Origin of the sequence: uncultured Pontibacter sp. (genome assembly GCF_947495565.1) — a bacterium.
Taxonomy (GTDB): Bacteria; Bacteroidota; Bacteroidia; order Cytophagales; family Hymenobacteraceae; genus Pontibacter.
The window spans coordinates 165,742-191,443 of sequence record NZ_CANLZM010000002.1 but is presented as its reverse complement, the minus strand read 5'-3'; the positions used below and the strand labels follow the sequence as shown (position 1 = coordinate 191,443).

Here is a 25,702-nt window from a genome sequence, read left to right as displayed (position 1 = left end):
GCAGAATCATCTGCCGGCCCCTTCTTCTTATACTTCTCTAAGGCTTAGCAATAAGCTTCGAAAGCACCTTGCAGGTTCTCTACCACACGGTTCAGGTCGTTGCCCTCAATGTGGTAACGCTCGATCATGTGCACCAGCTCACCGTCCTTAAACAGGGCAATAGAAGGCGATGATGGCGGATAAGGCAGCATAAACTCGCGAGCCTTGGCTACAGCGTCCTGCTCCATGCCTGCAAATACTGTTACCAGCTTCGTAGGTTTTTTATCAGAGGCTGCCACAGCCATTTTTACTGCAGGACGTGCCTTGGAGGCCGCACAACCGCAAACAGAGTTCACTGCTAATAATACAGTGCCTTCTGCCTTTACCGCTTGCTCTACATCTTCTGGGGTCATCAGTTGCTCAAAGCCAGCCGAGGTAAGGTCCTCACGGATAGGCGCAACCATATATTCAGGGTACATTGCCATATAATTTTGGGTTAAATTTTTAATACGATGCAAAGTTAACAAATCTGAGCCACAAAAGATATAACCACCTGCTAAGGGAAAAGCTGTTGCAACATCTGTAACATAAGGCAACAAAATTAAAAGTATAATAAATTGTATTGTTTAGGGTATCTGCAGATATATCACAACCTCTATATCCACATCAAAGTATAAAATACTCAACATCATGTGTTTAGATGTGTTGAAATAAGGGTTCTAACACTGATTGCAATGCGCCTGGATGCTTTTATATCTGCCACTGACAAGTAGATGCTCAGTGGAGACTATAAAAGAGAAGAAACAAATTGAAGTGTATACCCTTACAAGGACTGTAAACGCAAAATTTTAAAGTTTACGATTATGATGTCTGCTCCCCACTCTACTACAGGCAACTTCTACGTGCGTTACTTTTACCTGCCAGCCAGCACCGACCGCTATGCAGAAGTCATAGAGGTGCTCAATAGTAGGTCTGAGGTTATTGAAGTGCCAATGCGGGAAGAGGATGTTGAGTTACACGCCTTTTTCGCGCGGCCACTAACCGGCAGAGAACTCGAAAGCTATAGAAGAAACGAAGTTTGGAAGGTTTTTAGTGCCTGGGAGGAGGTGAAGCATGATCATTTTGAGTTTGACCTTCCGGATGATTTGGTAGAGCAGTTGCTGCGGTTTCGTTACATTTTCGGGCTGCATGAGGAAATGGCCGCATAATCTATACAAACCAAAGTATAAATTTAAGAAGCCGCAGGAAGTGTTTAAACACTTCCTGCGGCTTCTTAGTTTAAGTGCTATTGTTGCTGGCTTGCAAAGTTTAAAGTATGGGAGAAGCCAAACTGAAGCGTGTGGTTATGCTCAAACACCACTCCGTTAGATTTCTGCACGATCTGGTTCAGGTAACCCACCTCAAGCGAAGCCGCATCACTGATTTTATAACCTAAAGCAATATAAGCCCTGTTTTGGTCAAATATATTTTGCTTTACGTTCTTCCCAAAGCCAACAAAAACCTCATCATAGGCAGCCAAAAACAGTTCCTTTGGCTCCAGGGTTGGCCCCGCGAGAGGCAAAATGGCCTTCAGCATGTAGCGTGCGCGGTTCAGGTAAGTATAATCGTCAGTATTTGGCTGCTTAACCCAACGCTGCTCCAGCCTGTACCTGTGCGTCAGGCCAAGGCGGGCAAGGCTGCCTTTCAGCTGTAACTGCTGGTATATGCGCTGCTCCGGAAACTTGTCTGCGGCAGGGTAATCGCCATAAGGGTGGGTTTCTATATAGCCATAGCCTAGAGTAAGCATGGCGTTCGGAGCCAAATCATAGTTTATACCTGTCCGGATAAGCAGCTGCTGCGGATCCTGAAACGTGTTGTGCCGGCGGAGCTGCAACTCCGCATGGATTCCCCACTTATCAGCAAACTTATGGTCGCCGAAGTACATGAGCCAGGCATTGGTGTTGTTGTCTTTGATGCGCTCGCTGCTTTGCCCGTGAGCGGTATTTAAAAGTGAGGCAGTGGCTAAAGCCAGCCATAGAAGTATAACATGTGCTTTCATGGTGTTAAAATTGGCATGTATATGTGTAAACTTCAACTTGATTATTTCTCTGCCAAGCGTTATGTAGTCTAAATAAAATATTTCAGTAGGCTTGGTTTGCCAACGCTTCATCCACATTATATCTTCCATGCAGGAGGCAGAGAGCATCAAAATGCCTTACTAAGCTGCTGCTTGTTTTGTAGATAAGTATGGAATTGAACATCAATAGTTTGGCTGCGTTACTTAATACAGTACAACCTCAAACTTTATACTATGAAAACATCACATAAAAACCCGTTTGCTTACTTCTTCAGCCTTATGCCGGCAGTTTTAATTCTCCTGCTGCTGGCAGGGCAAGCTTGCGCGCAGAAATCTTCGGTAAGAACTGAGGCCGGAGACATTAAAGTAGAAACGCTGGCTAGCAACTTAAACCATCCTTGGGGCATGGCCTTTCTGCCAGACAACCGCCTGCTGGTAACCGAACGGGCCGGTACTCTCCGGATTCTTGATACAAATAACAATTTATCCGAACCGGTTACAGGTACGCCAGTTGTATTTTCTGAAGGGCAGGGGGGCATGCTTGATGTAGTATTAGATCCGGATTTTAAGCAGAACAGCATGATATATTTCTCATTTGCTGAACCCGGAGATAACAATACAGCATCTACGGCAGTGGGCAAAGGCCGCTTGGAAGGCAACGAGATAAAAGACTTTAAAGTAATTTTCAGGCAGGAGCCCAAGGTAGAAGGCCCCAATCATTTTGGCGGGCGCATTGTTTTTACCCCGGATGGTTATTTAATTCTTACACTGGGCGAAAGATTCAAATTTGAGCCTGCGCAGGATCTCTCGAACCACATGGGCACCATAGTGCGCATAAACCCAGATGGCTCTGTGCCGAAGGATAACCCGTTTGTAGGTAAACAGGGGGCGCGAGAAGAAATTTGGTCCTACGGGCACCGGAACATCGAAAGCGCAGCCATTGACCCGGCTACAAATAAACTTTGGGTTGTAGAAATGGGGCCTATGGGCGGAGATGAGTTAAACCAGCCTGTTGCCGGACGCAACTACGGCTGGCCGGTAGTAAGCTGGGGAGATAACTATGATGGCAGCGAAATTCCTGACCCAACAACACGACCTGAGTTTGCCGATGCAGTTATTCACTGGACGCCCACTATCTCTCCGTCCGGCATGATCTTCTACACCGGCAATATGTACCCTGAGTGGCAGGGCGATGCGCTTATAGGAGGCCTTACCAGCACAGGCATTGTGCGGGTGCAGGTAAACGGCGAGCAGGCAGAAGAGGTGGAGCGTATTCCGTTGGCGGTTCGTGTAAGGGATGTGGAGCAGGCACCGGATGGTTCTGTTTATGTGCTGACAGACGAGAGCAACGGGAAAATATTGCGTCTAAAACCGATGAAACAATAATTTTTAGTTTGTGCTCCTGCGGATTTTAGGTGCTATAAAGCTGTGACTTCTGAGAGTTGCTTTTATTGGAGCTTCATGCCTAAGATAAGGCAACAATAGTCAAATTGGGATAAAGAAAAAGGCCTCTCAGATGATTCTGAGAGGCCTTTTTGTGGTCGCGAAGGGAGCAAAGAGATTTCCTTTGCTATAGCTTAAATGCGCTCTAATGCAGTATCGCGAGACTTTCTTGCTTTTGAAAGGAGCAGTTTAATGCATGACCACGCAGGTAAATGAGGGTAATGTTTTACCTGTTGTTTTACCTATTTTACGACTAAGCCTTATATAGGCGCACCCCGGCGCTTTCTGAGGTTATCTAGTGAAGAGGTATGATGACAGGGTAATTTAATTTTACAACCTATCATTTATCGCTTATGGCAACCGTAAAGATCCTACTGAAAATAGAGAAAACAGATGCGCTGGGAGAAGCCCCGCTATACCTTCGCATCATCAAGAACCGGACAGCTAAGTATATCTCGCTTGGCATCAAGCTTAACCCAAAGCACTGGAACGAAAAGGAGAAGAAAGTAAAGAAGTCCCATCCTAATTCTCAGAGGCTGAATAATTACCTGGCAGTAAAGATCGCGGAAGCAGAAGGCGTAGCCCTGTCCATGGAAATAGGTGAGAAGGCGGTTTCCTCCATAAAGATCAAAGAAGCTGTGTTGGGCAAGAGATCTGAAAGCTTTCTGAAATACGCTGATTCCTTTATCGATGGCCTAGAGAAGAACAATCAGGTAAGTACCGCTGCAAAAGCAAAGGCTATCTTCTCGAAGCTGCGGGAGTTTCTAGGCAAGAAGGACCTTCTGTTCGACCAACTGACTGTTACTTTTCTGAAGTCCTATGAGCGCCATTTAAAGGACAAGGTAGGAAACTCCACGAACACAATCCATGCTAACCTGAAAGTGTTCCGCCGCATCATTAACGAAGCTGTAAGCGAAGACATTATCCCATATGAGCAGAACCCTTTTCTAAAGTTTAAGCTTAAGCTTGAGAAAACAACTAAAATTTATCTTACCGAAGAGCAGCTTCTGAAAATTGAGGAGTTGCCTTTAAAAGCTGGTACCAGGAAGTATCATCACAGGAATATGTATGTGTTTGCAGCTTATGCAGGTGGTCTCCGCATATCTGATATCCTACAGTTGAAATGGAAACACTTCGATGGTGAGCGCATTATTTTAGATACGCACAAAACGGGGAGCACTGTTTCTGTTAAACTACCAAGTAAAGCAGTAATGATTTTGGATAGGTATAGGCAAGGGGGAAGAGGGCAAGATGACTTTATCTTCCCTATCTTAAAGCCACTTAAAGATTATACTAACCCTAAAGTTTTATACCGAGCAATATCATCTGCTACCGCTTATACTAACAAAGATATAAGAGCGATAGGTCTTCAAATAGGGATAATTGGAAATTTAAGTTTTCATTCTAGCAGACATACTTGGGCAACTAGAGCTTTAAAGAAAGGAATGCGTATAGAGTATGTCTCTAAACTGATGGGACATGCATCAATCAAGACTACCCAAATTTATGCGAAGATAGTTTCAGAAGAGCTTGATAAGGCAATGGATGTATTTGAAGACTAAAAAGATACAGTTAGGTGAGAAAAAAACGAGAACCCGGTTTACCACGCAAGTTCTCGTTTTAAAACGCCATTATTTACAATAGTTTAAGCTTCTACCTCCTTAGGTGAGACAACCCGTTCAAAAATTTCTAGAAAGTAATCATCGGCATAATTAAACTTAGACTCTAACCCTGGAGTTTCTCTTAATTCGAGTACATGTTTAGCTCCTCCTTCAGCGTATTCACTAATGATAGTTAATATTTCTCTTGCATCTAAAATTTCTGCAGAAGTCTGAGCTTCAATTTTTCCGATAGCCATCAAAATCAATGCGTAAGAAATACTTTCTGAAGCATTGGAGATTACTTGATACTCAAATGAAGTCCTATTATCTAGGGTTGCACCTGTTATTCTTTTATTATTTATAAAGCCAATAATTGCAGCCCAAGCATAAACCTGCCAATAGTTAGAGAAGAACTTATCATCACTTTTTGTAATATTTGATCCCTTCTCTTCTTTCCGGCTAAACAAATCTCTCACTTTTAAGACTTCAGCCCCATACCAAACCTTCTTTTTGTTTACGTCTAATATCAATTTATCTTTCATCCTTATTTTACTTTAATGGTAACAGACTTCTTATTAGTCCTGGAATTAAGGCCTTTTGGATCTATCATCACATTCTCAATTTTGTAGAAATTCTTGATGTCAGCTTCTTCAATTAAATTATTTAGCTGAGTATCATGAAATTGAGAGTAATCTTTAGACATAATTATAATTTGATCAAAAGATTTACCAATGTTAACAGTTAGGTTGTATGTATTATCGCTATCTAAATCGGAAGAAGGGGCATCAGCAATAAGTGGATAAGACCTGTTCATTTTTCTAGCACTTAGTGATAGAAACGAATTTGCAACAGAAAGCTTTTCAGCAACTAGTTCACCTGTATTTAAGTCTATAAGCTGCTGACCTGTTTTCTCGTCCACAATACGGGCCCCTTTATCAAAGACAATTTTTCCTTGTTGTTTATTACCTAGATATAAGGCGTAAAGTCTATTGCTTTCAGTTTGCAGCTCATTGATCAGGTTTTTGTAAGCAATATCCTTCAATTTACCAATGCTATCAACAAACATCTGGATATATTGAGATGCAACACTTTCAACTATCGTAGCATCCGTCTTTTTTACAAAACTATCTCTAATAGCTTTATTTTCATTTAAAGCAGTTTTAGCTTTACTTAAATCATTCTCTACTGCATGAAGTCTAGCAGTCTTTAGTTTTACTTCAGTTCGATAAGACTTTAATTTGTTTATATTTTGCTGAGCAGTTGTTGCACCTGTTTCTAGATCAGATCTCTGATCAGAACCTAGGTCGGTAAAAATATCGTTTATCTCTTTACTTAATTTGTTGCGTTTCTTGATTAGATTACTCTTTTTTCTATTATTTTCAGTTATCTCATCATTGATAGAGGGAAGTTCACTTAGTAATCTCCTCTTATATTTATTTAAGTCTGTATAATTTTCTTGAAGTAGTTTATTATGCGCATTAACCTCAAAATCATTCATTCTTCTCTTTAACGCAGCATAAGCATCGGTGCCTTCTTCAACTGCTCTTTCACAGATATAACAAATGTTATCGTTCAACATTTGCTCCACATACTCTGGGCCCGGAAGCGTAGTAGGAACTGGGTTTTTTATGTTTTGGCTTTCTTGTATTTCCGTATTGAGAATAGAAAGATTCTTTTCTGAGGCTTTGATTAAATCTGAACATCCGTTTAACATCCATTTATTAATCAACCTCTCTTTTGTATTAATGTCTATAGCATCTATTTCGTTTTTAACAATTTTTAGATCTGCTTCTAACCGAGTTAAATTCATTTTAAATGTGATAAAATGATCTAACTTCTCAAGCTTTTGTTCTATTTTTGTTATCTCTTCTTCATAGAATTGAATCTCATTTTTTAGAGTAGTTTGTTGAGACTCTAAACCTTCAATTTTCCTTTCGCCTAAACTAATTTCTGAATAGATAAGATTTTCTTCTCTGCTTAGCTTGTTTTGCTTGTTCAGCTCTTTCTCAATTTTCTTATTAATGCTCTTCTCAGAGGCCTTAACTACTTTATGCATGAAGTCATACTTGGGGTAGTATGAGATTTCATTAATTGCATGTCTAAGCGTAACATCATTTCCGAAGTCATAGAGTTGGTCCATGGTTTCACCTTGATACCACATGAATTTTCTAATGCTTCGAGGAAATATCTTATCTAATAAGTAGTCGCGTTCCGCATTATTTACAATGTGAGTTTCCCCATCAGCGATGTACTCGATTCTAAGTTCTGCTGGTAGATTGTAGGTAATTCCGGTTGGCTTTTTCTTAAATGTGATCTCTTTTGTAAAAGTATATCTAATAATATCGTTACTTGAATAGCTAGAGCCCTTATAATCAATTGCATCTAATGTTATTTCAACTGAAGTAGTAAACTCTTCGCCTACTGGTAAATCAAGGGCTAGTTTATCTGGGTAGATGGTAAGGTTCTGTGCTGACTGCCACTTTTTTCTGTTCGAATTATTTTCATCCGAGTAAATTCTATCAAAAAACGTCCAGTATATTGCATTGAAAAACTGCGATTTACCACCCCCATTTTTCGCTGAGATGATATTCAATCCTTCTGTAAACTCAAATGAATTCTTGCCCAGATAGCAGAAGAAGTTTGTTATAGTAACTTGCCTAATTATCATTTTGGTGTTGCTTTGTCTTAAGAGTATTCAGGATGTAGTTTTCAAATTCAGTTCTTGTTTTTTCTATATCATCATCAGTAGCCTCTAAAAATCTTTCGCCAGCTAATAATTTGTCGAATGCTCCTATTATTATAGCCAAGTCTAATTCTTGAGTACTGATTTTTTCTTTTATATCAGTACTGTTTAGAATTTTGTTGAACTCCTCTCTTAAACTATCATTTAAGCTTTTTTTCATAAGGTTAGTAATTATCTAGTTCTTGATTTACCATTTCATAAATATCAATATCATAAGTTAGTGCTAAGTCCTCTATCGACTTAAGTACTTCTATCTTATTTTCAGAAAGGGCCGCAAAATTTATGAGTCTTTTTAATTCACTCAACAAAAGGTTTTTTTCTAATTTATGTTCTTTTGAATCACCCTGGGTTATTTCAATAGGTGGTTTTACAACCATATCATAAATATAGGCGAGGGGTTTGTCTCTATGGGTCCTTAGCACGCGTCCTCGCCGTTGGATATATTGTCTTGGGTTTCCTGTACTAGAGCAAAAGATCGCATATTGTGTTCTCGGTACATCTACTCCTTCATCTAGGCATTTCATCGCAAGAATAGCATCTAATTCCCCCTTTGAAAACTGACTCAATATTTCATCTTTATCACCCGTTTCACCTAGAAATTTTCTGAGCCTGAAGCCATATTTAGAGTGCAGGATTTCTGTATACCTGTTGATAATTCTAACATCATCTGCGTCTATAATCGTTGAATCGTTAGATGTGTACTCTGGCTCATTTCCTTCAGGAACATAAATGAAGGCGTATTTAAATTTATCAGTGCCTATTTCATCAATGGTTTCTGTTAAGCAAGATTCCTTTTTTGATGCTTTGTGAATTATACTTTTTCTTTGGATAAGAAGGTTATTCACAATGGGGTTATCTCTATACTTCCCTGTAGCTGGGTCAATATACTTAGTAAGCTTTTTGGTGATCTCTCTATAGTTCGATAGTTCTTCATGAACTAGATCTACAAATTTGGGGAAGTAGTGATAACGGCACAAAATCCCGTCTTCTATGGCTTTCTGCATATTATATACAAAAGTGTAGTTAGGAGGAGAGGAGTTGAAGAACTGACATAACTTAGCTTCTCCCTCACGGTCATATACTCTTTCAGGAGTAGCTGATAGGCCAATTCTTTTTTCTATTCCAATAGGTAGAAGGTTTAGCAACTGAGATGAGCCAAAAGTGTGGGCCTCATCAGCAATAAGGGTTAGTTTATTTTGATGCTTACCAAAGTACTTATTAAAGAGCTCCTGGAACTTCTTGCCTCTAAATGATGCATAAGTGATGATGATACAAAAGTTGCATTCTTCCCCATAAGCTAGATCACTTCCATATTGGGACAATGCCTCTTCCCAACCGGTGTGCTTACTCGAACATAAGGTTATTTCAGAAAAATGAAATTTATCGTAAGCTTCATTTTTCCACTGATTAGCTAAAGCGATAGTCGGTACTAAAACTATAAATTTGTACTCCCTACTTTTTTTATATTCCTCTAGTATGCAGTTGAGAGATGTAATGGTTTTGCCTGTACCCGTAGCCATAGCAAATAACCCATGATAATTGTTTTTTACCCAATTTTCATATGCCTCTGCTTGGTATGGTCGAGGACCACTTGGAAAAGGAAACTTTGGCTCACTTTGTAGCTTTTCAAAAGAAGCTTCTAGCTTCTCTAGTTTTTGCTTCAATATATTATTAGTAGTAATAAGCAATTTCTTCTTAGTTAGTAATTCTTTCTCTTGAATGATTAAGTCATCGATGTTTCTATTACCAAAGTTGTCGTAGATGATTCCTTTAATATCATTTATATCAATATAATCGATCTTCTTAGAATGTCCAGAGAATATCTCTTCAAAGTACCTTTCTTTTACCTGTATATAATTAAGGTCTGATGGAGAATCCCAGGATCTTCTTAAGCTAATCTCTTCTAAATTGTGTAAGAGAGCATTCGCAGTAAAATTGCAAGAGCCTGAAAAATGTACCTTGTTTACTCCATCACTGAAAATTCCCGATTTATAGTGAGATATACCATTCTTACCTTTTGGTCGAATTGCTACTATTTGAATTCTATTGTTTGCAATCAGCCACGCGAGACATTCAAAAAAGTGCTTTCCGTAATCACCTAGGTATGATTTGATCTTGCGGAAATCATTATGATTAAATAAGGAGGTTGAAACTTTGCCTTGTTGCCCACTTAAGATTGTTTCCTTATCCTTTGTAGAGAGAACATCATTAATAACAATCCGCATTGTACCACCTTTACTGATAAAATGCGCAAATCCTAAGGCTAAGACATGAATGGCTGAAGAACTAAAATATCCTAATAGCAGATCGAATGATTTGCTATTAGATAATGCATCTAAAAAGAAAGTTATAGGCTCTTGATCTATTTCACTCTCGTAAATACAGCCTTCAGGATACTCTATTTCATTAAGCATTTCTCACGATTTTCAGTATTTAACATCTCAATGTTAAAGCATTTATCTAGTGTTATAATTTCTGATATAGAATATATGTTTACAATTTAATATACTTTTAAGATTTTTAATAATAATAAATTTATATTTTGTAATATTAATCAGATTAAATAAATAAAAAAGAGACTCCTAAAAGAAAGCCTCTTCATATTGCTCTAATAATTTATTTGAAAATTTTATCGTCTTTGATGTTATAGCTAATTATTTATTGCAAGAAGATTATCCACAAAGACTTCTAGTTCTTGATGGTTATCTTTTGGATCATAAGTAATAACATTTATATTAAAATCTTTTCTCCATCTATCTATTTCGGTTGGGGTTATTTCATTTTTATTTATCAAGGCATAATGACTTGGAGAGCCGCCATGAAAGATGTTATGAATATATCCAAGTAGAAGTTTCATTTCTGGATCTTTAAGAGATGCCCCCAAAAAAAGCACATTACAAGTAGAAAATAGTACATGTAAAACACTTTGATATCCTCTCTCTTTAAAGATGATATTTCTATAATCATTTTCAGTAAGTATGATTTCATTTGGAGCACTTTTGGCATCTCCATGTGCTTTCAAAAGAAATGGTTCATTTGCTAAAATATTATAATTTATTGCACTCGCACTTTTATAAGTAAGAGGGTTCAAAATATCATGGTATACTTTTGCATAAGCCTTCTCAATCAAAGTATCATAATTTGTTGTAACAATAAATTTATGGTTTAGCTGTACTACCTTACACAAGGTTGTAGAAGGTACAAGTGATTTGCTATCAAATTTTTGCCTAATAAATTTTGGTAAATCAGAACTTAAGATTTCTTTTAATTCTTCAGCTACCAATAAGTAATTGCTAGGATCTTTAGTAAGCTTGTTTAACTCCTTTTTCTTTTTTTGAATTATATAATTATTATCACATGCATACCCGATTAGTTCATTGAGAAATGATTCCCAATCAGGTAATCCTGAGGCTCGTGATAAGCCAGCTCCCACATAAATTCCAAATGAGCCTTTTTTGTAATAGTCTGCTAATTTTGTAGGGATTGCTGGCATGATTGAAACATAAAGTTTAACGGATTTAGAAATTTATTGCAGAATACTCTATGTCTGGTTTTTGTATTGTTTTTATCTGCTCCCGATGTTTTAAAAGCGATAATGTATTCGTATAAGTCTTTGTCATAGATTATGTTGTTTTCTTTATCTTCTATTAATACCTCTGGGTGAGAGTTATGTTCCCTTCTTAATTTTTCAAAAGAATCAAAAGCTCCTGCAAGCATATTAGCATTTATATCGACTATCTGATCTAAATTCTTGTAAATAAGGAAGAAGGTATCTACAAAAGCCCATTTATTTTTAAATATGCCTTTTTTGTAAGAGTTTACTCTTTTCATAAAATCAAGCGTTCTATTAACCTTCATCAATAGCGGTTGCATATCATCTAACGGTGAATTTGCTAGCTCAATATACAAATGCCGCATATCTGAGGCTTTTACATTACGACTGCCATCATAGTATGCAAGTGTTATAGCATTATCTAAATAATCTTGGTGCTTAAACCTAACATTCTTGATTTTACATTCTTTCTCATCGAAGAAGCTATGATTATCTACAATCGAGTTAATTGCATTACCTATATTACTTGCAATAGCATGTCTTAACTCAGTTGGATTTAATCTTTCACCCATTTGAAGTCTAGCAAAGAGAGTTCGTATTTCTTCTTGGCTAGCTTCTGTGATTATAGCAACTGTGATTTGATAGTTTAAAAATTTAGTATGTTTAAGAACATGAGTTTTAGACAACTTATTGTAACTAAGGTTCTTAGTGTTAATGTTGTCAAAGGTCGCTTCATCTAGAGTAAATTTACCTTCAATAAATTCCCAAATTGCCCTCATCCTTTGTTGCCCATCAGTTACCTCATAATTAAAGATAAGATCATTAGGAGTTTTTCTTAGGTAAAACTTTGGGATATCATAACCACGTAGAATGGAGTCAATTAAAAGCTTTTTCTTTGGTGGTTGCCAAACGGATGTTCTTTGGTACTGTGGTTTAGGATTAATTTTGCCTTGAGCATTTACTAAATCATTTAGTGTCCAAGTCTCTACTTTGATTTTCATTTAGTTTGTCTACGTATTAATATTTAAATAAAGCAAGCGGCACAACCTTCACTTTCGGAATCATCAAGAATATCTAACAAGTATTGTGACTTTACAGAAGTAGAGCGTTCTTGTTTCTTAATGTAATCCTCTTTTATTTGTTTGATCCTGTTCGGGTCAATTAACTCAGAAAGGCTTTCTTTTTGGTTCCAATTATATCCGTCTTTCTCATATTCCAATGCCTTCTGAAAAAGATCAGGATGTTGTTCGTATAACCAAACCCACTCTATTTTTTGTTGAAAGAAGCAGAAATAACAACCAGAACGACTACGTGAATATTGTCCTTTTTTACCTTCCACCTCAAAATCTATTTTTTTATAATAGGCAGGTACTCCAACACCGCTCTCTTCTAGTATCCTAAAAACATCATCACGCACTATAACATCTTCATTATCTAATAAAGGAAAGTCACTTTCTTGTGCTAATGGGTAGGTTGTGGTTTTTAAGAATTCGAATACAAGGTAGTTGGTCTCTTTTACTCCATTAGTAAACAAATCATTTAGCTTACTTTGTTGATTATATCTAGGTGTAACTTGCTTTGCTAAGGTATCAATGAAGCGTGACTTCTTATTACCAAGATCAACATTATCAGTTAAGGCAATTGCTTTATCGATTTCAGAGTTAAAAAATTTAGATATTACGTCTTCGCTCCAAATGTTTTGGCGATAAGGGAAGATTGACTGAATATTTGTACGTTTTGAAATATATCCTTCCCGGTCCTCATCTCCTCTAATGCCTACATAAGATACCACAAGATCATCCCCTACATATTTTTCAAAGGGCTCTAGCTTAAGTTTTTTTGTACACCACCTGGACATAGAAGACGGTAAATATCCTCCGTATGATTGCAGGAAGTGATCAAATGGGTCTAAATGGCTACCTTCTCCCCCTTGTAAAATCTGAATTGGTTTACCTAAGTAAATTTTAAGGTTTTCAATTAATTGGTAGGTTTCATCAAGTTCTTTACCAGTATCACTAGTATAATATTCTAAGTCAAGATTAGGGTACTTGTCTTTGAGGTAAATAGCTAAAGCAGCACTATCTTTTCCGCCTGATATTCCTAATACGTGTCTTATTTTACCCATTTTGAATTAATTCTTTTAGTAGTTTAGCTAAAGCAGCAATGTTTAACCTACGGTCTTCTGATAATGACCTCTCAAAAGATTCCTTTATTGCATTTACTTCTAAGGTTTTATCCTTAGGTAATCTAACTAAACTCTTTTTAATACCATCAACAAATGTGTTAAACTGAAATCCTAAGACTTCTTCGGTTTCATCATTTATATCTTCTTTTGAAATCTCAGTTAAGCTATCAAGTTCTAAAATCAAGCTATCAAATTTTTTATAAAGCTGAACTTCATCTAGATCATTAATGGTATTTAGGGGCTTTCCAATGACTGCTTGGCATAAAGATTCTAACCAAGCCTTTCGATCATCAATTTCAGAGCCTACCCGCTGTACAAATGTTTTTTGATAGCCGACTAACAGGTGTTTTCTTAAGTTTTTAAATCTATTCTGAAGAAGTATCTTATATTCTGTAAATGGGATAGTACTGCCAACTACATCATCTTGTATAAAGCTCTCAATTCGATTTAGTAATTCATCATAACTAACTCTTAATTCTGTAATAGCTTCTTGCAGTTTCGGAACATATTGGTTTAAAGATGCAGAATCTTCTAACAATCGTTCAGTAGATATTCCTAATGCTGCAGGAAAGTCTATAAAAAAAGTTTCTTCAGGATCTTTTGACTTTATAATAGCCTCTCTAACCGCTAAAGCTTCAGGACTTAGCTTATTAGTATTCTTTGAATATTCAGGCAGTTGCTTATAAAAAACCAGGAAAGGTTTAATGGTCTCTATAAACGCTTGATTAGATAAGATTTCTCTTGTTTCCTGATTTAAGAGTTCTCGGTAGCTATTAAATAGGTCAAGCTTTATGCCTTCTATATCAAAAGATTTTATAAAATAATCCTGAGGGTCTTTAGAAATTAGCTCTAAAGTTTGTTCGGTAAGTTCAGGGATGTAGCCATCCTTACCAAACAATGCAAAATCATGCTTCTTAATGAATAAGAATATAGGTACCCAAAGACTAATTAACCCATCCTTTAATTTAAATGGCCTTTTACTTAAACCTTCAACTAAGCCTCTTAAATTCGTTTTTTCTTTTTTCGCTTTATCTAAGAAGTTATTACAATAGCCCCAAACTGCTTCAAATGATGAATCATTATCAATTGTAATTTCAGAGGTTGACTTTTTTCCAAAAGCAGTTAAACCGTTAACTTTTAAGAGAGTAATGAATATAGTTTTCTCAGCAGGAAACTTGTCTTTTGCAAAGTCTAGATCTTCTTTATTGTAGTTCTGAACAAGAGCAGCAAAGAGAGATTTTTTTGCTGTATGAATAGCAGTAGATACCTTATGCTTGTTAACTAGTTCATTCTTAAATGTAGGAGCATCTGGATATACATCAGCACAGATTCTTGAAAGATGAGTATTGAAATCTTTCTTAGAGCTTACATCAATTTTCTCTCCCTGCCAGTACCAAATTACCTCTGACCCTTTGCTGTATAAATTATCTATCAGGTAATGGTTAAGCAGTTTTTTCTGATGGTCTATGATTACTGTAAGTTCACGTTTAGCAACTCTATCATTTTGATTTTCTTCAAGTACCTTTTTGCTTTTCTCTATATCTAGGAGTAGCTTCTTAATCTCAGCAGAATTTATATAGTAGGCATATAAGATAGCTTCTTCTTGTTTACTTGAAGTGTCTTGAAGCTCTTTTAAGCTTAGATTCTCATTAAAAATTAAATTAACGAAGCCATCAACTTCTCCTATAGGCTCAGTATCAATTGGAAGTTCGGATATAACAAATTTGAATGCTCTTGGAGTACCTTTTTTGTAAGACTCAGCTTTAGCAAGTACGGGTGGTAGTGAAATGTACTTACTTAATACGGGTTGTATGTTTGTGATGTCATTTACTTTGCCAACTGCTTCGTTCATTGCAGCTTGGATATCTAAGTCTGTTCCTTCAAATAGTATATACTTGTGGCTATAGTTTCTGTAAAGTATAATCTTTTTGCTTTCAAGACTGCTAAGCAAGGTCTCTGCATTCTTTATGCCTAAGCATAGTGAGGCATAAGAGATCCAGAAAGCTTTATTCAAAATAGCTCCAGATGCAGCGAATACATTTAAAAGTCCAATTGCCTTAATTAGCTTGGTATAAGCAGATAAATCTTCAGCAAACTCCCGCTCTACAATTTCTAGAGAAGACTTAATGGATGCCCATGCTGCAAAGTCATTGTTAAATCGAGAAGTTAAATAGGAATAGAAGTTAAAGTGAAGGTAATCATAAACATTTGCCAAATTATAAAACGGATCCTGTAGGCTTATATGGTGTGCAAAGCTAGTATGGTCAGTACTTTCTAGAAAAGAAAATAATGAGCGCTCATTTTGCCCATAGCGTTGTAATGCAAGCGTTAAAGTATTAGCAGATAATAAATCAAGAGGATAAATTTTAAAATTTAATTCTTTGCTAAAGCCTTCGTTATAATTAAAAGCTTTCGAATTTATAAAGAGATTTAGCGCTGCTTCTAACTTGTCATAAGTACTTTCTGACTTTCTTACACTTGCAATATGTTCAGATGCAAGGTACAGAAGTTGCTCTACAGGCTCATTAAAAGTAACATCTCTAAATCTTCCCTTAACCTTCGTCCATTCTTGCCTTTGGGAATCAGAAAGAGAGAAGCCATAGCTTTCAAAGCTTTGGTGTATTGTAGTTATGAGAACCAAATTATACTTGGTGTCATTTGCTAACTCGGCTAGCTGCTGTATAAAGTATAATTCACGCTCAGGCTTATTTTGGGCAGCATACTCAAGGAATTTACCAAATTCATCTATTACAATGAAAAGCAGAGGATTTTTACCAAGTGACTTGTACAAACTTATTAACTCAGTAAATATGTTCTCTGTAAAATCTTCTGTAGCTGTTACCCCCAACTGGCTTGCAAAAGATTCAATAATGCTCTCATAGGAACCTACAAGTTTTAATGTTCCGAAAGTCTGATCCTTAATAAATGGGACGTTAAAATAAGGTCTTGTTTCTCTTAAGCTTTGTTCAAGTGCAAGGAGAAAGGAGGATTTACCTGTGCCGTAAGAACCTATTAGATTAAATGAACGGACTCCGTTTCTAAAGTCATCAATAAGTTGACTTACTGTTCGCTTTGCATTAGGGGTAGGTATATACGTGACTTCTCTATCTGTATCACGGATAATATTAACAGAAGGAGTATAATTATTTCTCATAATAAGAAGTAAGCATTTCTATTGGATCGATCTTTCTCTTAAACTGCAATTCTTTAATCCCGGCATGATCCGTATAGATGATATCGTTAGGGTACTTTTCTTGGGCTTCCTGTATCTTTGTTACAAGACCTGTTTTGCTTAGAGCAAAAATATTTCCAGGGCTGTTAAAGTCATTTTCAAGCGCAGGTAAACTTATGGAAGAGCCATAGCCGGTATTGTCGAGTATTGAAAACAGGAAAATTTCTACAGGAAGACTTTCTCTATCTGTGTTTTCAAGAAAGAGAACCTGCTTTGTTCGCTTTTTTGTTTTATCAGCTACTATAGACTCTTCTTCTTTTTGTATTGTACCTACCAAGTGTAAGTCAGTTAGCAATCCTAAGAAGCTATCGTCTATATTTTTGTAGTCTTCTTCAGATGAAACATACATCTTTCGGAAGATATCAAAATCATTTTGTATCGTATTTGGATTGAAACTAAGCGAAGGAATCGCATCAGATTTTCTTTTGATAAAAGCCTCGAAGTTTTCTGTACTAAATTCATTCCTTTCTTTTCGAAACTCATTGAAAATTAGAGAATAGGTTGATGCGAAGTTCGTCTTTACTAATAGGTAATGTAATAGCCACAAACTTGCATCATCTTCCAGATACTCATCAAATCCATCTTTGCTGAATAAAAGCTCTCCAACTTGTGTTATTTGGTCCTGATTATCTGTTATACCAAACGCCTTTAACCAGAACCTGATGGAAGCTACCATGTTTTTCCCCACACCAAGTTCTATAACTGAATCCTCTTCTAAGAAGGACTTGCCTAATTGTAAGTAATCATAGCCCTTTTTTAGCCAGAGATGTCGGCATTGGAATTTCTCATGGCCAGAGAAGGTGTATTTTAATTGGGGTGCACTTTCTACAAACATAATGTAATTAGTTACCCTAAAAGGGCACACATTGGTATAAAATGAATGGTCAGGTTTTACTATCAAAGATAGTAAACCTCCATACAAGAGCCTATCTTAAATCGTAGTAAAAAAATGATTTTTGATACTAATTTTTAGTAATATGGATTAACTCTTTTAGTGCCCAATATCTTGTGATTACCTTTAACTTGTGATTATAAAGTCCTTTAGATTTGAAACCTCTTTAATGAATTTCTGCTCATAGTAAATAAGGAGTTGGATAGGGTGAGAATTTAGAGATATTTAGTCCCCACTATATCAGTAAGCATATTATAGCATGATAGTAGATAAATTTAATTACTTAGGCAGGATGTTTTCTGACCTCACTACATTCATTACAATGACACAAGAGGTCTATAAAGGTTATTCTTTTAAAGAGAATAGCGAAATGCTAAATGAAGCTTTCCTCTCTAATCAATTAAATACTATTACTGCTGAACTGACACAATTTATTAGATCGGTAACACAGGAAGCACAATTTCCTCCTTTCGATACAGCTATTCCTTTACTTTATATCGCTCATATTAACCTGCAGGGACTAGTAATATCAAGTAACTCTTTTCTGCAGGAGCTTCTAGAATTAGAGCCAATAGCCTATGATTTAGCAGAAGGTGAGATACAACAATATTTAAAGTTACATGCGGATGGAGAATTTGAAGAAAAAGAGTACCGTGTCTTTCGAGCCAAGGCAGAACAGCATACTAAAACTTCTTTAGACTTCCAGGGTGAAATTTTGATACCTCTACTGAGGAATGTAATTCAGGTATTCAAGGAGCAATTGGTAGATTTTGAGCACTTCTATAAACCTATCTTAAAAGGTTTAGAAAGCGATTTAGTTACTGGAAAGGAAGTGGCTGCTAAAATGAGAAATACTATAGTTAGTATAACGGATGACGAAGATTTGCACGCATTTATTGATATAAATAAAAAGGGGGTGCTAACAGATAGTAAAGCTTTTACAAAGCTTCAGAAATCTGATACTTCACCAGAGGTACTTGCCATTCTTTTTTATTATCTACGCATGAAAAGCATTGTTACCAATGCGAATGATTCACAATTAACAAGACTAGTCAGCCTGTTAACAGGCGTTTCCCATAATACTATTCGCCAAAACCTTGTACAAGTCACTCCAAAGGATCGTAGTTCCTCGATTTTGATAAATGGTAAAATGGCATCTTCCCATACTGAGGAAGCAAAAAGGCTTTTATATGAAATTGGTGAGCTGTTAGATAGAGATGTAAACAATAACCTTCAAAAGTTGTAACCCCCTTTTTGTAATCCACTACTCCAATCAGCTCCATTTACCTTTGGTTCAGAAGATAAGAAATCAAAGATGGAGCAGATATACATCATACCCCAAAACGAAATACAGCAGCTTTTTCAGAAGCTGGAGGAACTGCAAACAACACTCAAGCAACAGGAGCAGCAACAGTTAAACAAACGTTGGCTGGATAATGAACAGCTGATAGCGTTATTGAAGGTTAGCAAGAGGACCTTGCAGAACTGGAGGGACTGCGGGTACATCTCATTCAGCCAGATAGGCCACAAAATCTACTACCAGTATTCGGAGGTGGAGGCAATGCTTCAGTCTCGTAAAAATCCATCATTCAGGTAGGCATCAGAGGTGTAATGAGTCTTCTAGCCAGTGTAAGTAAAGTAATGATTTGAGGAACAAGTACACTAGGCTATGAATAGTCACTCTTAATCTTAGGATATAGCCGGATGGATGTTTTGGGTAGGTATCAAGCACTCCTTCCCACTACACAGAATATTTAAGTGCTTAAAATTAAAAATTAAAAAAATGAGTATAAGAGTAATAAAACAAAGCTTTCTGAAAGAAATACAGGGAGCCATAAATAATGCGGATTTCAAGGGACAGGAGAAATACAAAGGGTCCACATTTGAGCTTATCACTATCATTGATGGGCCTAAAGCTGAAGATTTAGAAGGAGGAGACGTTGACAACCTCAAAAAAGTCTATGAAACCAGATTAATTGTCATAAATATGAAGGAGGCTTAAGGGATGGAAGATAGTCAGATGTCAAGAAGCACTCCCCCAAATGAAGCTGATAGAGGGAGATTAGAGAAGGTAGAGGCCTTTCTTGAAGCCAGGTATGATTTTCGGAAAAATACTGTGACAGGGAGTGTCGAGTATAGAAAAAAGGGAGATGAGTCATACATAATAATGGAAGATGAGCACCAGAACTCGTTATGGAGGGAATTAACTAAGAATAAAATATTTTTCCCTCTAGGTTCTTTGGTTGCTTTGTTAAACTCAAATTTCACTTCTTCCTACGACCCTTTTCTGGAATATTTTAATGGTTTAGCAGATTGGGATGGTAAGACAGATTATATACAGCTACTTGCAAATAGCGTTAAGACTCATAACCATGAACTTTGGTCTGTATGTTTAAGAAGGTGGTTGATTGCCTTGGTCGGTTCTTTAGTGAACCCAGAAACCATTAATCATCAGGTTCTTGTGTTTTCCGGAGCACAGGGAATAGGTAAAACGACTTGGGTAGACAACTTGGTTCCCGATGCTTTGAAGCAGTATTATTTCAGTGGTACAATAAACCCAGATAACAAGGACACCTATAGTTTTATGGCGGATTGCATGTTGATTAACTTAGATGAGCTTGAGAACCTGAATCGTACCCAAATTGGCAGCCTTAAAGAATGTATCACAAAGAAACAGATTAAGGTGAGGAGACCTTTCCGCAGAAATCCAGAAATTATGCTCAGAAGAGCTTCTTTTGCAGGGTCAGTTAATTCTGACAAGTTTCTGAACGACCCTACAGGGTCACGCAGGTTCCTTTGTTTTGAAGTGACAGAGTTTCAGAGGGAATATGGAGCTACCATTGAGCAGGTGTACAGTCAAGCTCTGTCTCTGTTCAGAGCGGGAGAAAAGCATTATTTTGATGGTGAAGATAATGTAATCATTCAAGCAAACAATGGGCAGTTTGAACAGACCCTTTTAGAAGAAGAATGGGTCACACAGTTGCTGAGTCATTGCGATATGGCTACAGGCAAATGCGAATTCATGAATGCTACAGAAATAGCCGGTGTAATTGAGACTACATTTAACCGGAGATTAGGGAATGGGAGTATTACTAACATCGGAAAGGTAATGAAGAAGCAGGGCTTCAGTACAGTTAAGAAAAATGGTTTAAAGAAATATGTGGTAAGAAGGCAAGCTGCTAAAGACCACTTATCAGACTCTGAATTGCTCCAAGCCCATTCTTAGGGCAGGCAAGGCAACATAAATTCTTAATTCAGAATAATAGAAAAGGGCTCATCTTTTGGTGAGCCTTTTTTATTACTCTAACATTCAATTTCTAGTTGCCCTACCTGCCTTCTTGCAGGTGATTATGAGGACTAGGTTATTCCTGCGTGCACAAAATTGAAGTTTTCCCATTATACCAAAATTAGGGTCATAACAATACATATAGCTTTAATCAACAAGAAGTAAAGTATACCTAACCTAAAATTTTTTTAATTTTTTTGAGTCACTGAGTGGAAAAGTTAGGCCTATTAAGCACTCCCCGACCCTGACCCCGAGTTGGGGACATCCCCCGCCTATGTCTAACCTATAACATTTATTTATCATGGTAACAGTTACTGACTTTGTAAAAAGAACAGCCGCAGATGGCAAAGAATTTAATGCGCTAATGCTGCAAGGGGAAATAGAGATGATTCTTTCCAAGAAGTCTGGGAGGTATTATGCCACTGCCAGAACCTGTTCTATCACCAGCACTTTTAATGACCTTGTATGCCAGAGCTTAGTAGGCAAGCAGCTTCCAGGGAACATAGAGAAGATGGAGAGTGACCCTTACGAGTACAGGATTCCAAACAGTGATGAAGTAGTGACATTGAATTATGTGTATTACTACAATCCTAACCCTAAGTCTGTGGAGCAGGAAGTGTTTGAGACCAAGGCAGCGGCTTAGGAAAGCTTAAGGGGTGACTTTCACGGTCACCCTTATTTCATTAATCAGTTTTACTCGGTTAAAAAGATGATAACTAACCTATTGCTCAGCCCTGAGCCTAGCAACCCATCTAACAGTTGTCTATTTATATCAAAATACAAGATTCACAGAGTGTATTGCCCTTTCAAGGTTATCTGCATTAAGTCAATCAGGAAGATTGAAGAAGGAGAAGAGAAGCAAGTAGAGGGAATACTAAGCTGGGGTACTGGCACCATTCTATACTGTATACATGGTAAGTTCTACCCGCACCATTTCTTCAGATATAAGCCACCCTTAAACTTTGTAATTACAGGTCTTGAATAAAGACCAGAGGAGTTATGCTGTATTCTTTTAGGCATTGTTTTTTAGAGACGGTTTCTCCTTCAAATAAAAAACCACTGAAAAAAACGTAGCCACTGCCATTAGGTGTTAAATGGATTAGGGGTAGCCTATTGAAATGAGAGGCTATCCCTAAACACCATTTGATTTATATTTCAAGAATCTATCAAATACTCTTATTTTCTTGAACCAGCGTTTGCCCCCTTAGTCTTGTTTAAAGTAAAGAGTGTGTAAGAGATAGAGATGAATCCCCCATAGTTAAGCTTTTTTGTGTATTCTATCTCCGAAGGTTTAGAAGCAAATAATTTATCTTGTATACCGTTATAAAACTCTTTGTTCAGTCCTTCTGTATTCATGAATGCAAAACCAGTAGAAATATTGAATTGCTGGTTCTCCCCTGTAAGTAAGGAGGCACCTATGAAATATACAGGCTTTGGATTGCTCTCAATAGTTATACCTACACCGGGGGATATAGCTACTCCAGTCCCTCTACTTATTTTCCGTCCAATATTAGCAAATGCAGCCAAACCTAATGGGGTGTTACTAGAACCTGTAGGCACTAATTTATACTGTGTAGAATCAGTTATTATACCGTCTTTGTTAGGTTGAGGCTGCCAATTGTATGTGTTATAAATTAGTTTATTACCAAACCCTACAAATGGGCCAGAACTAAAACTTACAAATGTCTTTCCTTTTACAAAGAAGCTAAAACTGAGGGAGTCATTTTCAAGCGGCATTATGTTCCACTTCTTTACTAGACTAGAGTCAGAGGGACTAATTTTAAGACTAATGTTGTGTAAATTTCCATTTGGGTAAATAGGTGGAGAAGTATAGGTAAGATGGTCATTATGCAAGTTCCTATTAAACAGAATGGTTTTTGCTAGATTTGAATCGGATATCTTAGAAGTAGACTCCCACAGCCTTTCTCCGTCTTGTTTTAATTGTTCTTTTAATTTCTTTTCACCCTTAAGTCTATTTAAATCATTCTCTTCACACTTCAGTTTATCTATTTGATTTTTAATTTCTTTTATTCTATTTGGATTCTTTTCACTCTTCAGCTTAGTCTCAAGTTCTGCTTTCTCTTTCTTGCAGGACTCTAATTTCTTTTCTGCTGCATCAATTTCCTTATTAATTGCTGCTAGGCTTTCAATCAACTCGGCATTATAAGCTTGATAGATGATTCTGAGCTCTAAAAGCTTTTTTGCAAAAACACTATACTTTACTTCATTGGGTGCTTTGTCAAAGTTTCTAACGCCATATTCATATGCTAATAGCTTTCTATCAACTAATTGGTTATAATCGGATAGAAATTGCTTCAGAGCTTCCTCAAAATCATTCCTATTAGATTCACCATGTAACCCTTGTTGACCTTTCTCCTTTGTTAAGGTTGCCAATAACCCTTCAGCATAATTAGCTCCTAAAAAGAGTTGATTAAATAGAGCCGGGGGGGCACTTCCAAGGTCAACGCTTTCTGTCGCTATTTCTATATTGTAGAGGTATCTATTAATATTTTTGACTTCGATATTGAACCCTTTGTTATAATTAATGAATACCTTATTTAAGTTCTTGAGCTCGTTATCTTTATTTCTATTAATCGACTCTTTTTTATCCTTACCGCTGGTGTATTCATTTACATAGAATTTCTTGCTTTCGAAATCATATACTAGAGTATTTAGTTGTGATTTATTCTGTGCAAGTAATTGAACGCTACTGAATAGAAGAGTGAATACTGTAGCTGCAATTGTCCTTTTCATAGTGCAGGGTTAGTTGTATAGATTTAAGCATAATCTATAAGTCATATAATTATATGTAAATATATTATTTCTGTTTTACAAATGTATGGTGATTAGAGTTATTTTTTTAATTATACTAATAATGTGTTGAACAAAAATTAAATAATTAGATTATAATGTATCTAGGCTACTATGATTTCAAGAGCTTGTTGTGTTAGAAATGCATTATAGTATAATTAGATAGTTAATGCTCAACTAACTTGCCATACTAATTATTAACTATGCCTTTAGAAAAGCTCTGAAACTAGTTGCTTGAAGCAATAAGTCATGTAAAGGATTATCTACGATATAGAAGTCTGATGATTCAGTCAGTATTTTATCCCAATCATACTCAGCAACAGAGTGTAATGAAATTGACTTCCATCTAGCTTCTTTAGGTATGTTTAATCTTATCAGTTCTTTCTGAGCGGAGTTAAGATATGAGTTATCTTCCTTATAGTAGTCAATTTTATAGACTATCTCTTCTGTGTTACTATCTACACCAACTGTAAAGAAAACGTCTTTATTATCATCTCCTTTTCTAAATATCCGTGCCCATGTATATGGTTTGAACCTTGCTACTCTGATGTTACCATTTGGGCCATGGTCCCACCCTTTCTGACTCCACATTCTCCAATTGAAAGTGTCAAACCCTGGTAGTAGCTTGATTAACTCATTAGACTAATACTGTGTCTTACTTCCTAAAGAAGTCATTATATAATCCTTTGCTGCTCTAAGTTCTCTTTATTTTAAACTTTACCCCCCCAAGCAGCTAAGAACTTTATTTCTTCAGTTGTGTAGAATCTTAATCCGTGTTTCATTCAATGATATCCGTTTACACTGCATAAATATGCATGTAATAGATTTGAATATCTTAGTTTATGGGGAAAAATTTAAATGCCTCTTATGAAGAAAAGAAAGTCGCTAGATTAGTTTAGTTGAATCCTTCGGAGAAGAACTCTTGCAGAGACATTTGATGTATCTCGAGCACCTTGTAAAGTGTTTTGATGGTAGGGTTAGTTTTGCCAGTCTCTAATCTCCAATACTGCATTCTTGCTATGCCATGCTCTAGGGCAAAGTCTTCGTAGCTAGTATACCCTTTGCTTATCCTTATCTCCTTTAACCTTCTACCTATTTGTTCCAAGACTTCCTGCTCTGATATCATGAGCCTAAAGTCCCTAGTCTACATCTTTTATGTTACCACAAATTAGTCTACCACATTTATGTCTATTATGTTAAAAAAGATTAATATTGAAAATTATAAATCTGAAACTATATATTATGAATATCACTAAAGGACCTCTTAACTATGTCCATCAATTCTCTTTTCCTCTAACTATAGCTTTATTAATGATTTGCTTTAGCTGTGAGTCTGAGAGTAGTATAACGTCTACTTTAAATAGCAATGAAGTTCAATCGTTTAGTTATTCTAAGAAGGTAGAATCTCTTACAGGCTTTAGAAACTTCAAATTAGGTTCTGATATTGGGTTATACCCTGAGCTAACTGCTGTCATCGACCCTCAAGCAAGAAGCATAGATGATTACATTTATGTTAATGGTAATGAATACCTCAAAATCGGGGACGTAGACATTGAAGATATCGAATACTCATTTATGAATAACAAGTTAAGGCAGATATCATTCAAGGTGCCAAATAAAGGAGTAAGTAAGCTTATACAGGCTTATCTTGATAAATATGGAAGAGGAAAGATTAGTAAAGAATTTGGTGATTCTATAGTAGCTTGGGAAAATGGTGATTTTACTTTAGAAATAGTTCCTTGGCAGTTTGGCTCGGAGTACCATAGGGTTATATATGAGTCTAAATTGTTAAGCGAAGAATTTAGAGCTGGCAATTTTGGTGTTACAGAAGAGACTTATAATAAGATAATGGAGAGAAAAAAAGCCATACAAAATGATTTGTAAGTTTTCTAAATGCTATGGCTCGCCTTTAAAAGTTTTG

The 25,702-nt window shown here is 36.6% G+C and carries 23 protein-coding genes; 9 read left to right on the top strand and 14 right to left on the bottom strand.

Annotated elements, in window-relative coordinates; genetic code table 11:
- Nucleotides 1-44: 44 nt before the first annotated feature.
- The gene (locus Q1B04_RS03110) at nt 45-458 is read right to left on the bottom strand and encodes a BrxA/BrxB family bacilliredoxin (RefSeq protein ID WP_299756187.1); all 414 of its coding nucleotides are present in this window, start codon (nt 456-458) and stop codon (nt 45-47) included.
- A 384-nt stretch (nt 459-842) separates the two neighbouring features.
- Between Q1B04_RS03110 and Q1B04_RS03105 the strand changes: the two genes are divergently transcribed.
- Nucleotides 843-1,187: a hypothetical protein gene (locus tag Q1B04_RS03105; protein WP_299755425.1), complete on the top strand. Its 345-nt coding sequence runs from the start codon at nt 843-845 to the stop codon at nt 1,185-1,187.
- Between the two features lie 77 nt (nt 1,188-1,264).
- Here Q1B04_RS03105 and Q1B04_RS03100 read toward each other — a convergent pair whose 3' ends face one another.
- Complete coding sequence (locus Q1B04_RS03100) at nt 1,265-2,017, bottom strand: DUF2490 domain-containing protein (RefSeq protein WP_299755423.1); 753 nt, start codon at nt 2,015-2,017, stop codon at nt 1,265-1,267.
- Between the two features lie 252 nt (nt 2,018-2,269).
- On the opposite strand from Q1B04_RS03100, the gene Q1B04_RS03095 reads away from it, so the two are divergent.
- Nucleotides 2,270-3,421: a PQQ-dependent sugar dehydrogenase gene (locus tag Q1B04_RS03095; RefSeq protein ID WP_299755421.1), complete on the top strand. Its 1,152-nt coding sequence runs from the start codon at nt 2,270-2,272 to the stop codon at nt 3,419-3,421.
- A gap of 410 nt (nt 3,422-3,831) precedes the next feature.
- Nucleotides 3,832-5,040: a site-specific integrase gene (locus Q1B04_RS03090; RefSeq protein WP_299755419.1), complete on the top strand. Its 1,209-nt coding sequence runs from the start codon at nt 3,832-3,834 to the stop codon at nt 5,038-5,040.
- An 83-nt stretch (nt 5,041-5,123) separates the two neighbouring features.
- Here Q1B04_RS03090 and Q1B04_RS03085 read toward each other — a convergent pair whose 3' ends face one another.
- From Q1B04_RS03085 to Q1B04_RS03045, 9 genes are all read right to left on the bottom strand, one after another.
- Entirely contained in the window at nt 5,124-5,621 is a 498-nt protein-coding gene (locus Q1B04_RS03085; protein WP_299755417.1) for a hypothetical protein, read from the bottom strand.
- 2 nt (nt 5,622-5,623) lie between these two features.
- The gene (locus tag Q1B04_RS03080; protein ID WP_299755414.1) at nt 5,624-7,747 is read right to left on the bottom strand and encodes a hypothetical protein; all 2,124 of its coding nucleotides are present in this window, start codon (nt 7,745-7,747) and stop codon (nt 5,624-5,626) included.
- The gene (locus Q1B04_RS03075; RefSeq protein ID WP_299755411.1) at nt 7,737-7,982 is read right to left on the bottom strand and encodes a hypothetical protein; all 246 of its coding nucleotides are present in this window, start codon (nt 7,980-7,982) and stop codon (nt 7,737-7,739) included. Before Q1B04_RS03075 ends, Q1B04_RS03080 begins: the two co-directional genes overlap by 11 nt.
- A 4-nt stretch (nt 7,983-7,986) precedes the next feature.
- Nucleotides 7,987-10,236 carry a DEAD/DEAH box helicase family protein gene (locus Q1B04_RS03070; RefSeq protein WP_299755409.1) on the bottom strand — a complete coding sequence of 750 codons (2,250 nt, stop codon included), beginning with the start codon at nt 10,234-10,236 and terminating at the stop codon, nt 7,987-7,989.
- Between the two features lie 236 nt (nt 10,237-10,472).
- The gene (locus Q1B04_RS03065) at nt 10,473-11,315 is read right to left on the bottom strand and encodes an SIR2 family protein (protein ID WP_299755406.1); all 843 of its coding nucleotides are present in this window, start codon (nt 11,313-11,315) and stop codon (nt 10,473-10,475) included.
- On the bottom strand, nt 11,291-12,376 hold the full coding sequence (locus Q1B04_RS03060) for a DUF262 domain-containing protein (RefSeq protein ID WP_299755403.1): 1,086 nt from the start codon (nt 12,374-12,376) through the stop codon (nt 11,291-11,293). The genes Q1B04_RS03065 and Q1B04_RS03060 overlap by 25 nt, the downstream gene beginning before the upstream one ends.
- A 23-nt stretch (nt 12,377-12,399) precedes the next feature.
- Nucleotides 12,400-13,500: a phosphoadenosine phosphosulfate reductase family protein gene (locus Q1B04_RS03055; RefSeq protein WP_299755400.1), complete on the bottom strand. Its 1,101-nt coding sequence runs from the start codon at nt 13,498-13,500 to the stop codon at nt 12,400-12,402.
- The gene (locus tag Q1B04_RS03050) at nt 13,493-16,714 is read right to left on the bottom strand and encodes a hypothetical protein (protein WP_299755398.1); all 3,222 of its coding nucleotides are present in this window, start codon (nt 16,712-16,714) and stop codon (nt 13,493-13,495) included. The genes Q1B04_RS03055 and Q1B04_RS03050 overlap by 8 nt, the downstream gene beginning before the upstream one ends.
- On the bottom strand, nt 16,704-17,627 hold the full coding sequence (locus Q1B04_RS03045; protein ID WP_299755395.1) for a DUF4007 family protein: 924 nt from the start codon (nt 17,625-17,627) through the stop codon (nt 16,704-16,706). The genes Q1B04_RS03050 and Q1B04_RS03045 overlap by 11 nt, the downstream gene beginning before the upstream one ends.
- Nucleotides 17,628-17,943: 316 nt before the next feature.
- Between Q1B04_RS03045 and Q1B04_RS03040 the strand changes: the two genes are divergently transcribed.
- From Q1B04_RS03040 to Q1B04_RS03020, 5 genes are all read left to right on the top strand, one after another.
- Nucleotides 17,944-18,930 carry a hypothetical protein gene (locus tag Q1B04_RS03040; RefSeq protein ID WP_299755393.1) on the top strand — a complete coding sequence of 329 codons (987 nt, stop codon included), beginning with the start codon at nt 17,944-17,946 and terminating at the stop codon, nt 18,928-18,930.
- A gap of 69 nt (nt 18,931-18,999) precedes the next feature.
- On the top strand, nt 19,000-19,281 hold the full coding sequence (locus Q1B04_RS03035) for a helix-turn-helix domain-containing protein (RefSeq protein ID WP_299755391.1): 282 nt from the start codon (nt 19,000-19,002) through the stop codon (nt 19,279-19,281).
- A 186-nt stretch (nt 19,282-19,467) separates the two neighbouring features.
- The gene (locus Q1B04_RS03030) at nt 19,468-19,686 is read left to right on the top strand and encodes a hypothetical protein (protein ID WP_299755388.1); all 219 of its coding nucleotides are present in this window, start codon (nt 19,468-19,470) and stop codon (nt 19,684-19,686) included.
- Between the two features lie 3 nt (nt 19,687-19,689).
- The gene (locus Q1B04_RS03025; RefSeq protein ID WP_299755386.1) at nt 19,690-20,910 is read left to right on the top strand and encodes a VapE domain-containing protein; all 1,221 of its coding nucleotides are present in this window, start codon (nt 19,690-19,692) and stop codon (nt 20,908-20,910) included.
- A gap of 361 nt (nt 20,911-21,271) precedes the next feature.
- Nucleotides 21,272-21,613: a hypothetical protein gene (locus Q1B04_RS03020; protein ID WP_299755384.1), complete on the top strand. Its 342-nt coding sequence runs from the start codon at nt 21,272-21,274 to the stop codon at nt 21,611-21,613.
- A 533-nt stretch (nt 21,614-22,146) separates the two neighbouring features.
- Here the strand turns inward: Q1B04_RS03020 and Q1B04_RS03015 are convergent.
- From Q1B04_RS03015 to Q1B04_RS03005, 3 genes are all read right to left on the bottom strand, one after another.
- Entirely contained in the window at nt 22,147-23,724 is a 1,578-nt protein-coding gene (locus Q1B04_RS03015; protein WP_299755381.1) for a hypothetical protein, read from the bottom strand.
- A 258-nt stretch (nt 23,725-23,982) separates the two neighbouring features.
- Nucleotides 23,983-24,372, bottom strand: a complete 390-nt coding sequence (locus tag Q1B04_RS03010) for a hypothetical protein (protein WP_299755379.1) — start codon at nt 24,370-24,372, stop codon at nt 23,983-23,985.
- Nucleotides 24,373-24,676: 304 nt separating this feature from the next.
- On the bottom strand, nt 24,677-24,907 hold the full coding sequence (locus Q1B04_RS03005) for a helix-turn-helix transcriptional regulator (RefSeq protein ID WP_299755377.1): 231 nt from the start codon (nt 24,905-24,907) through the stop codon (nt 24,677-24,679).
- Between the two features lie 116 nt (nt 24,908-25,023).
- Between Q1B04_RS03005 and Q1B04_RS03000 the strand changes: the two genes are divergently transcribed.
- Nucleotides 25,024-25,665, top strand: a complete 642-nt coding sequence (locus Q1B04_RS03000) for a hypothetical protein (protein WP_299755374.1) — start codon at nt 25,024-25,026, stop codon at nt 25,663-25,665.
- The last annotated feature ends 37 nt before the right edge of the window (nt 25,666-25,702 follow it).

Bases quoted from the DNA above. Each gene is read 5' to 3' on its own strand.
- Q1B04_RS03055 (WP_299755400.1), bottom strand. From the start codon at position 13,500: ATGGGTAAAATAAGACACGTATTAGGAATATCAGGCGGAAAAGATAGT.
- Q1B04_RS03060 (WP_299755403.1), bottom strand. From the start codon at position 12,376: ATGAAAATCAAAGTAGAGACTTGGACACTAAATGATTTAGTAAATGCT.
- Q1B04_RS03045 (WP_299755395.1), bottom strand. From the start codon at position 17,627: ATGTTTGTAGAAAGTGCACCCCAATTAAAATACACCTTCTCTGGCCAT.
- Q1B04_RS03020 (WP_299755384.1), top strand. From the start codon at position 21,272: ATGGTAACAGTTACTGACTTTGTAAAAAGAACAGCCGCAGATGGCAAA.
- Q1B04_RS03030 (WP_299755388.1), top strand. From the start codon at position 19,468: ATGAGTATAAGAGTAATAAAACAAAGCTTTCTGAAAGAAATACAGGGA.
- Q1B04_RS03105 (WP_299755425.1), top strand. From the start codon at position 843: ATGATGTCTGCTCCCCACTCTACTACAGGCAACTTCTACGTGCGTTAC.
- Q1B04_RS03100 (WP_299755423.1), bottom strand. From the start codon at position 2,017: ATGAAAGCACATGTTATACTTCTATGGCTGGCTTTAGCCACTGCCTCA.
- Q1B04_RS03050 (WP_299755398.1), bottom strand. From the start codon at position 16,714: ATGAGAAATAATTATACTCCTTCTGTTAATATTATCCGTGATACAGAT.
- Q1B04_RS03000 (WP_299755374.1), top strand. From the start codon at position 25,024: ATGAATATCACTAAAGGACCTCTTAACTATGTCCATCAATTCTCTTTT.
- Q1B04_RS03075 (WP_299755411.1), bottom strand. From the start codon at position 7,982: ATGAAAAAAAGCTTAAATGATAGTTTAAGAGAGGAGTTCAACAAAATT.
- Q1B04_RS03005 (WP_299755377.1), bottom strand. From the start codon at position 24,907: ATGATATCAGAGCAGGAAGTCTTGGAACAAATAGGTAGAAGGTTAAAG.
- Q1B04_RS03065 (WP_299755406.1), bottom strand. From the start codon at position 11,315: ATGCCAGCAATCCCTACAAAATTAGCAGACTATTACAAAAAAGGCTCA.
- Q1B04_RS03025 (WP_299755386.1), top strand. From the start codon at position 19,690: ATGGAAGATAGTCAGATGTCAAGAAGCACTCCCCCAAATGAAGCTGAT.
- Q1B04_RS03085 (WP_299755417.1), bottom strand. From the start codon at position 5,621: ATGAAAGATAAATTGATATTAGACGTAAACAAAAAGAAGGTTTGGTAT.
- Q1B04_RS03035 (WP_299755391.1), top strand. From the start codon at position 19,000: ATGGAGCAGATATACATCATACCCCAAAACGAAATACAGCAGCTTTTT.
- Q1B04_RS03040 (WP_299755393.1), top strand. From the start codon at position 17,944: ATGATAGTAGATAAATTTAATTACTTAGGCAGGATGTTTTCTGACCTC.
- Q1B04_RS03090 (WP_299755419.1), top strand. From the start codon at position 3,832: ATGGCAACCGTAAAGATCCTACTGAAAATAGAGAAAACAGATGCGCTG.
- Q1B04_RS03095 (WP_299755421.1), top strand. From the start codon at position 2,270: ATGAAAACATCACATAAAAACCCGTTTGCTTACTTCTTCAGCCTTATG.
- Q1B04_RS03070 (WP_299755409.1), bottom strand. From the start codon at position 10,236: ATGCTTAATGAAATAGAGTATCCTGAAGGCTGTATTTACGAGAGTGAA.
- Q1B04_RS03015 (WP_299755381.1), bottom strand. From the start codon at position 23,724: ATGAAAAGGACAATTGCAGCTACAGTATTCACTCTTCTATTCAGTAGC.
- Q1B04_RS03080 (WP_299755414.1), bottom strand. From the start codon at position 7,747: ATGATAATTAGGCAAGTTACTATAACAAACTTCTTCTGCTATCTGGGC.
- Q1B04_RS03110 (WP_299756187.1), bottom strand. From the start codon at position 458: ATGTACCCTGAATATATGGTTGCGCCTATCCGTGAGGACCTTACCTCG.
- Q1B04_RS03010 (WP_299755379.1), bottom strand. From the start codon at position 24,372: ATGTGGAGTCAGAAAGGGTGGGACCATGGCCCAAATGGTAACATCAGA.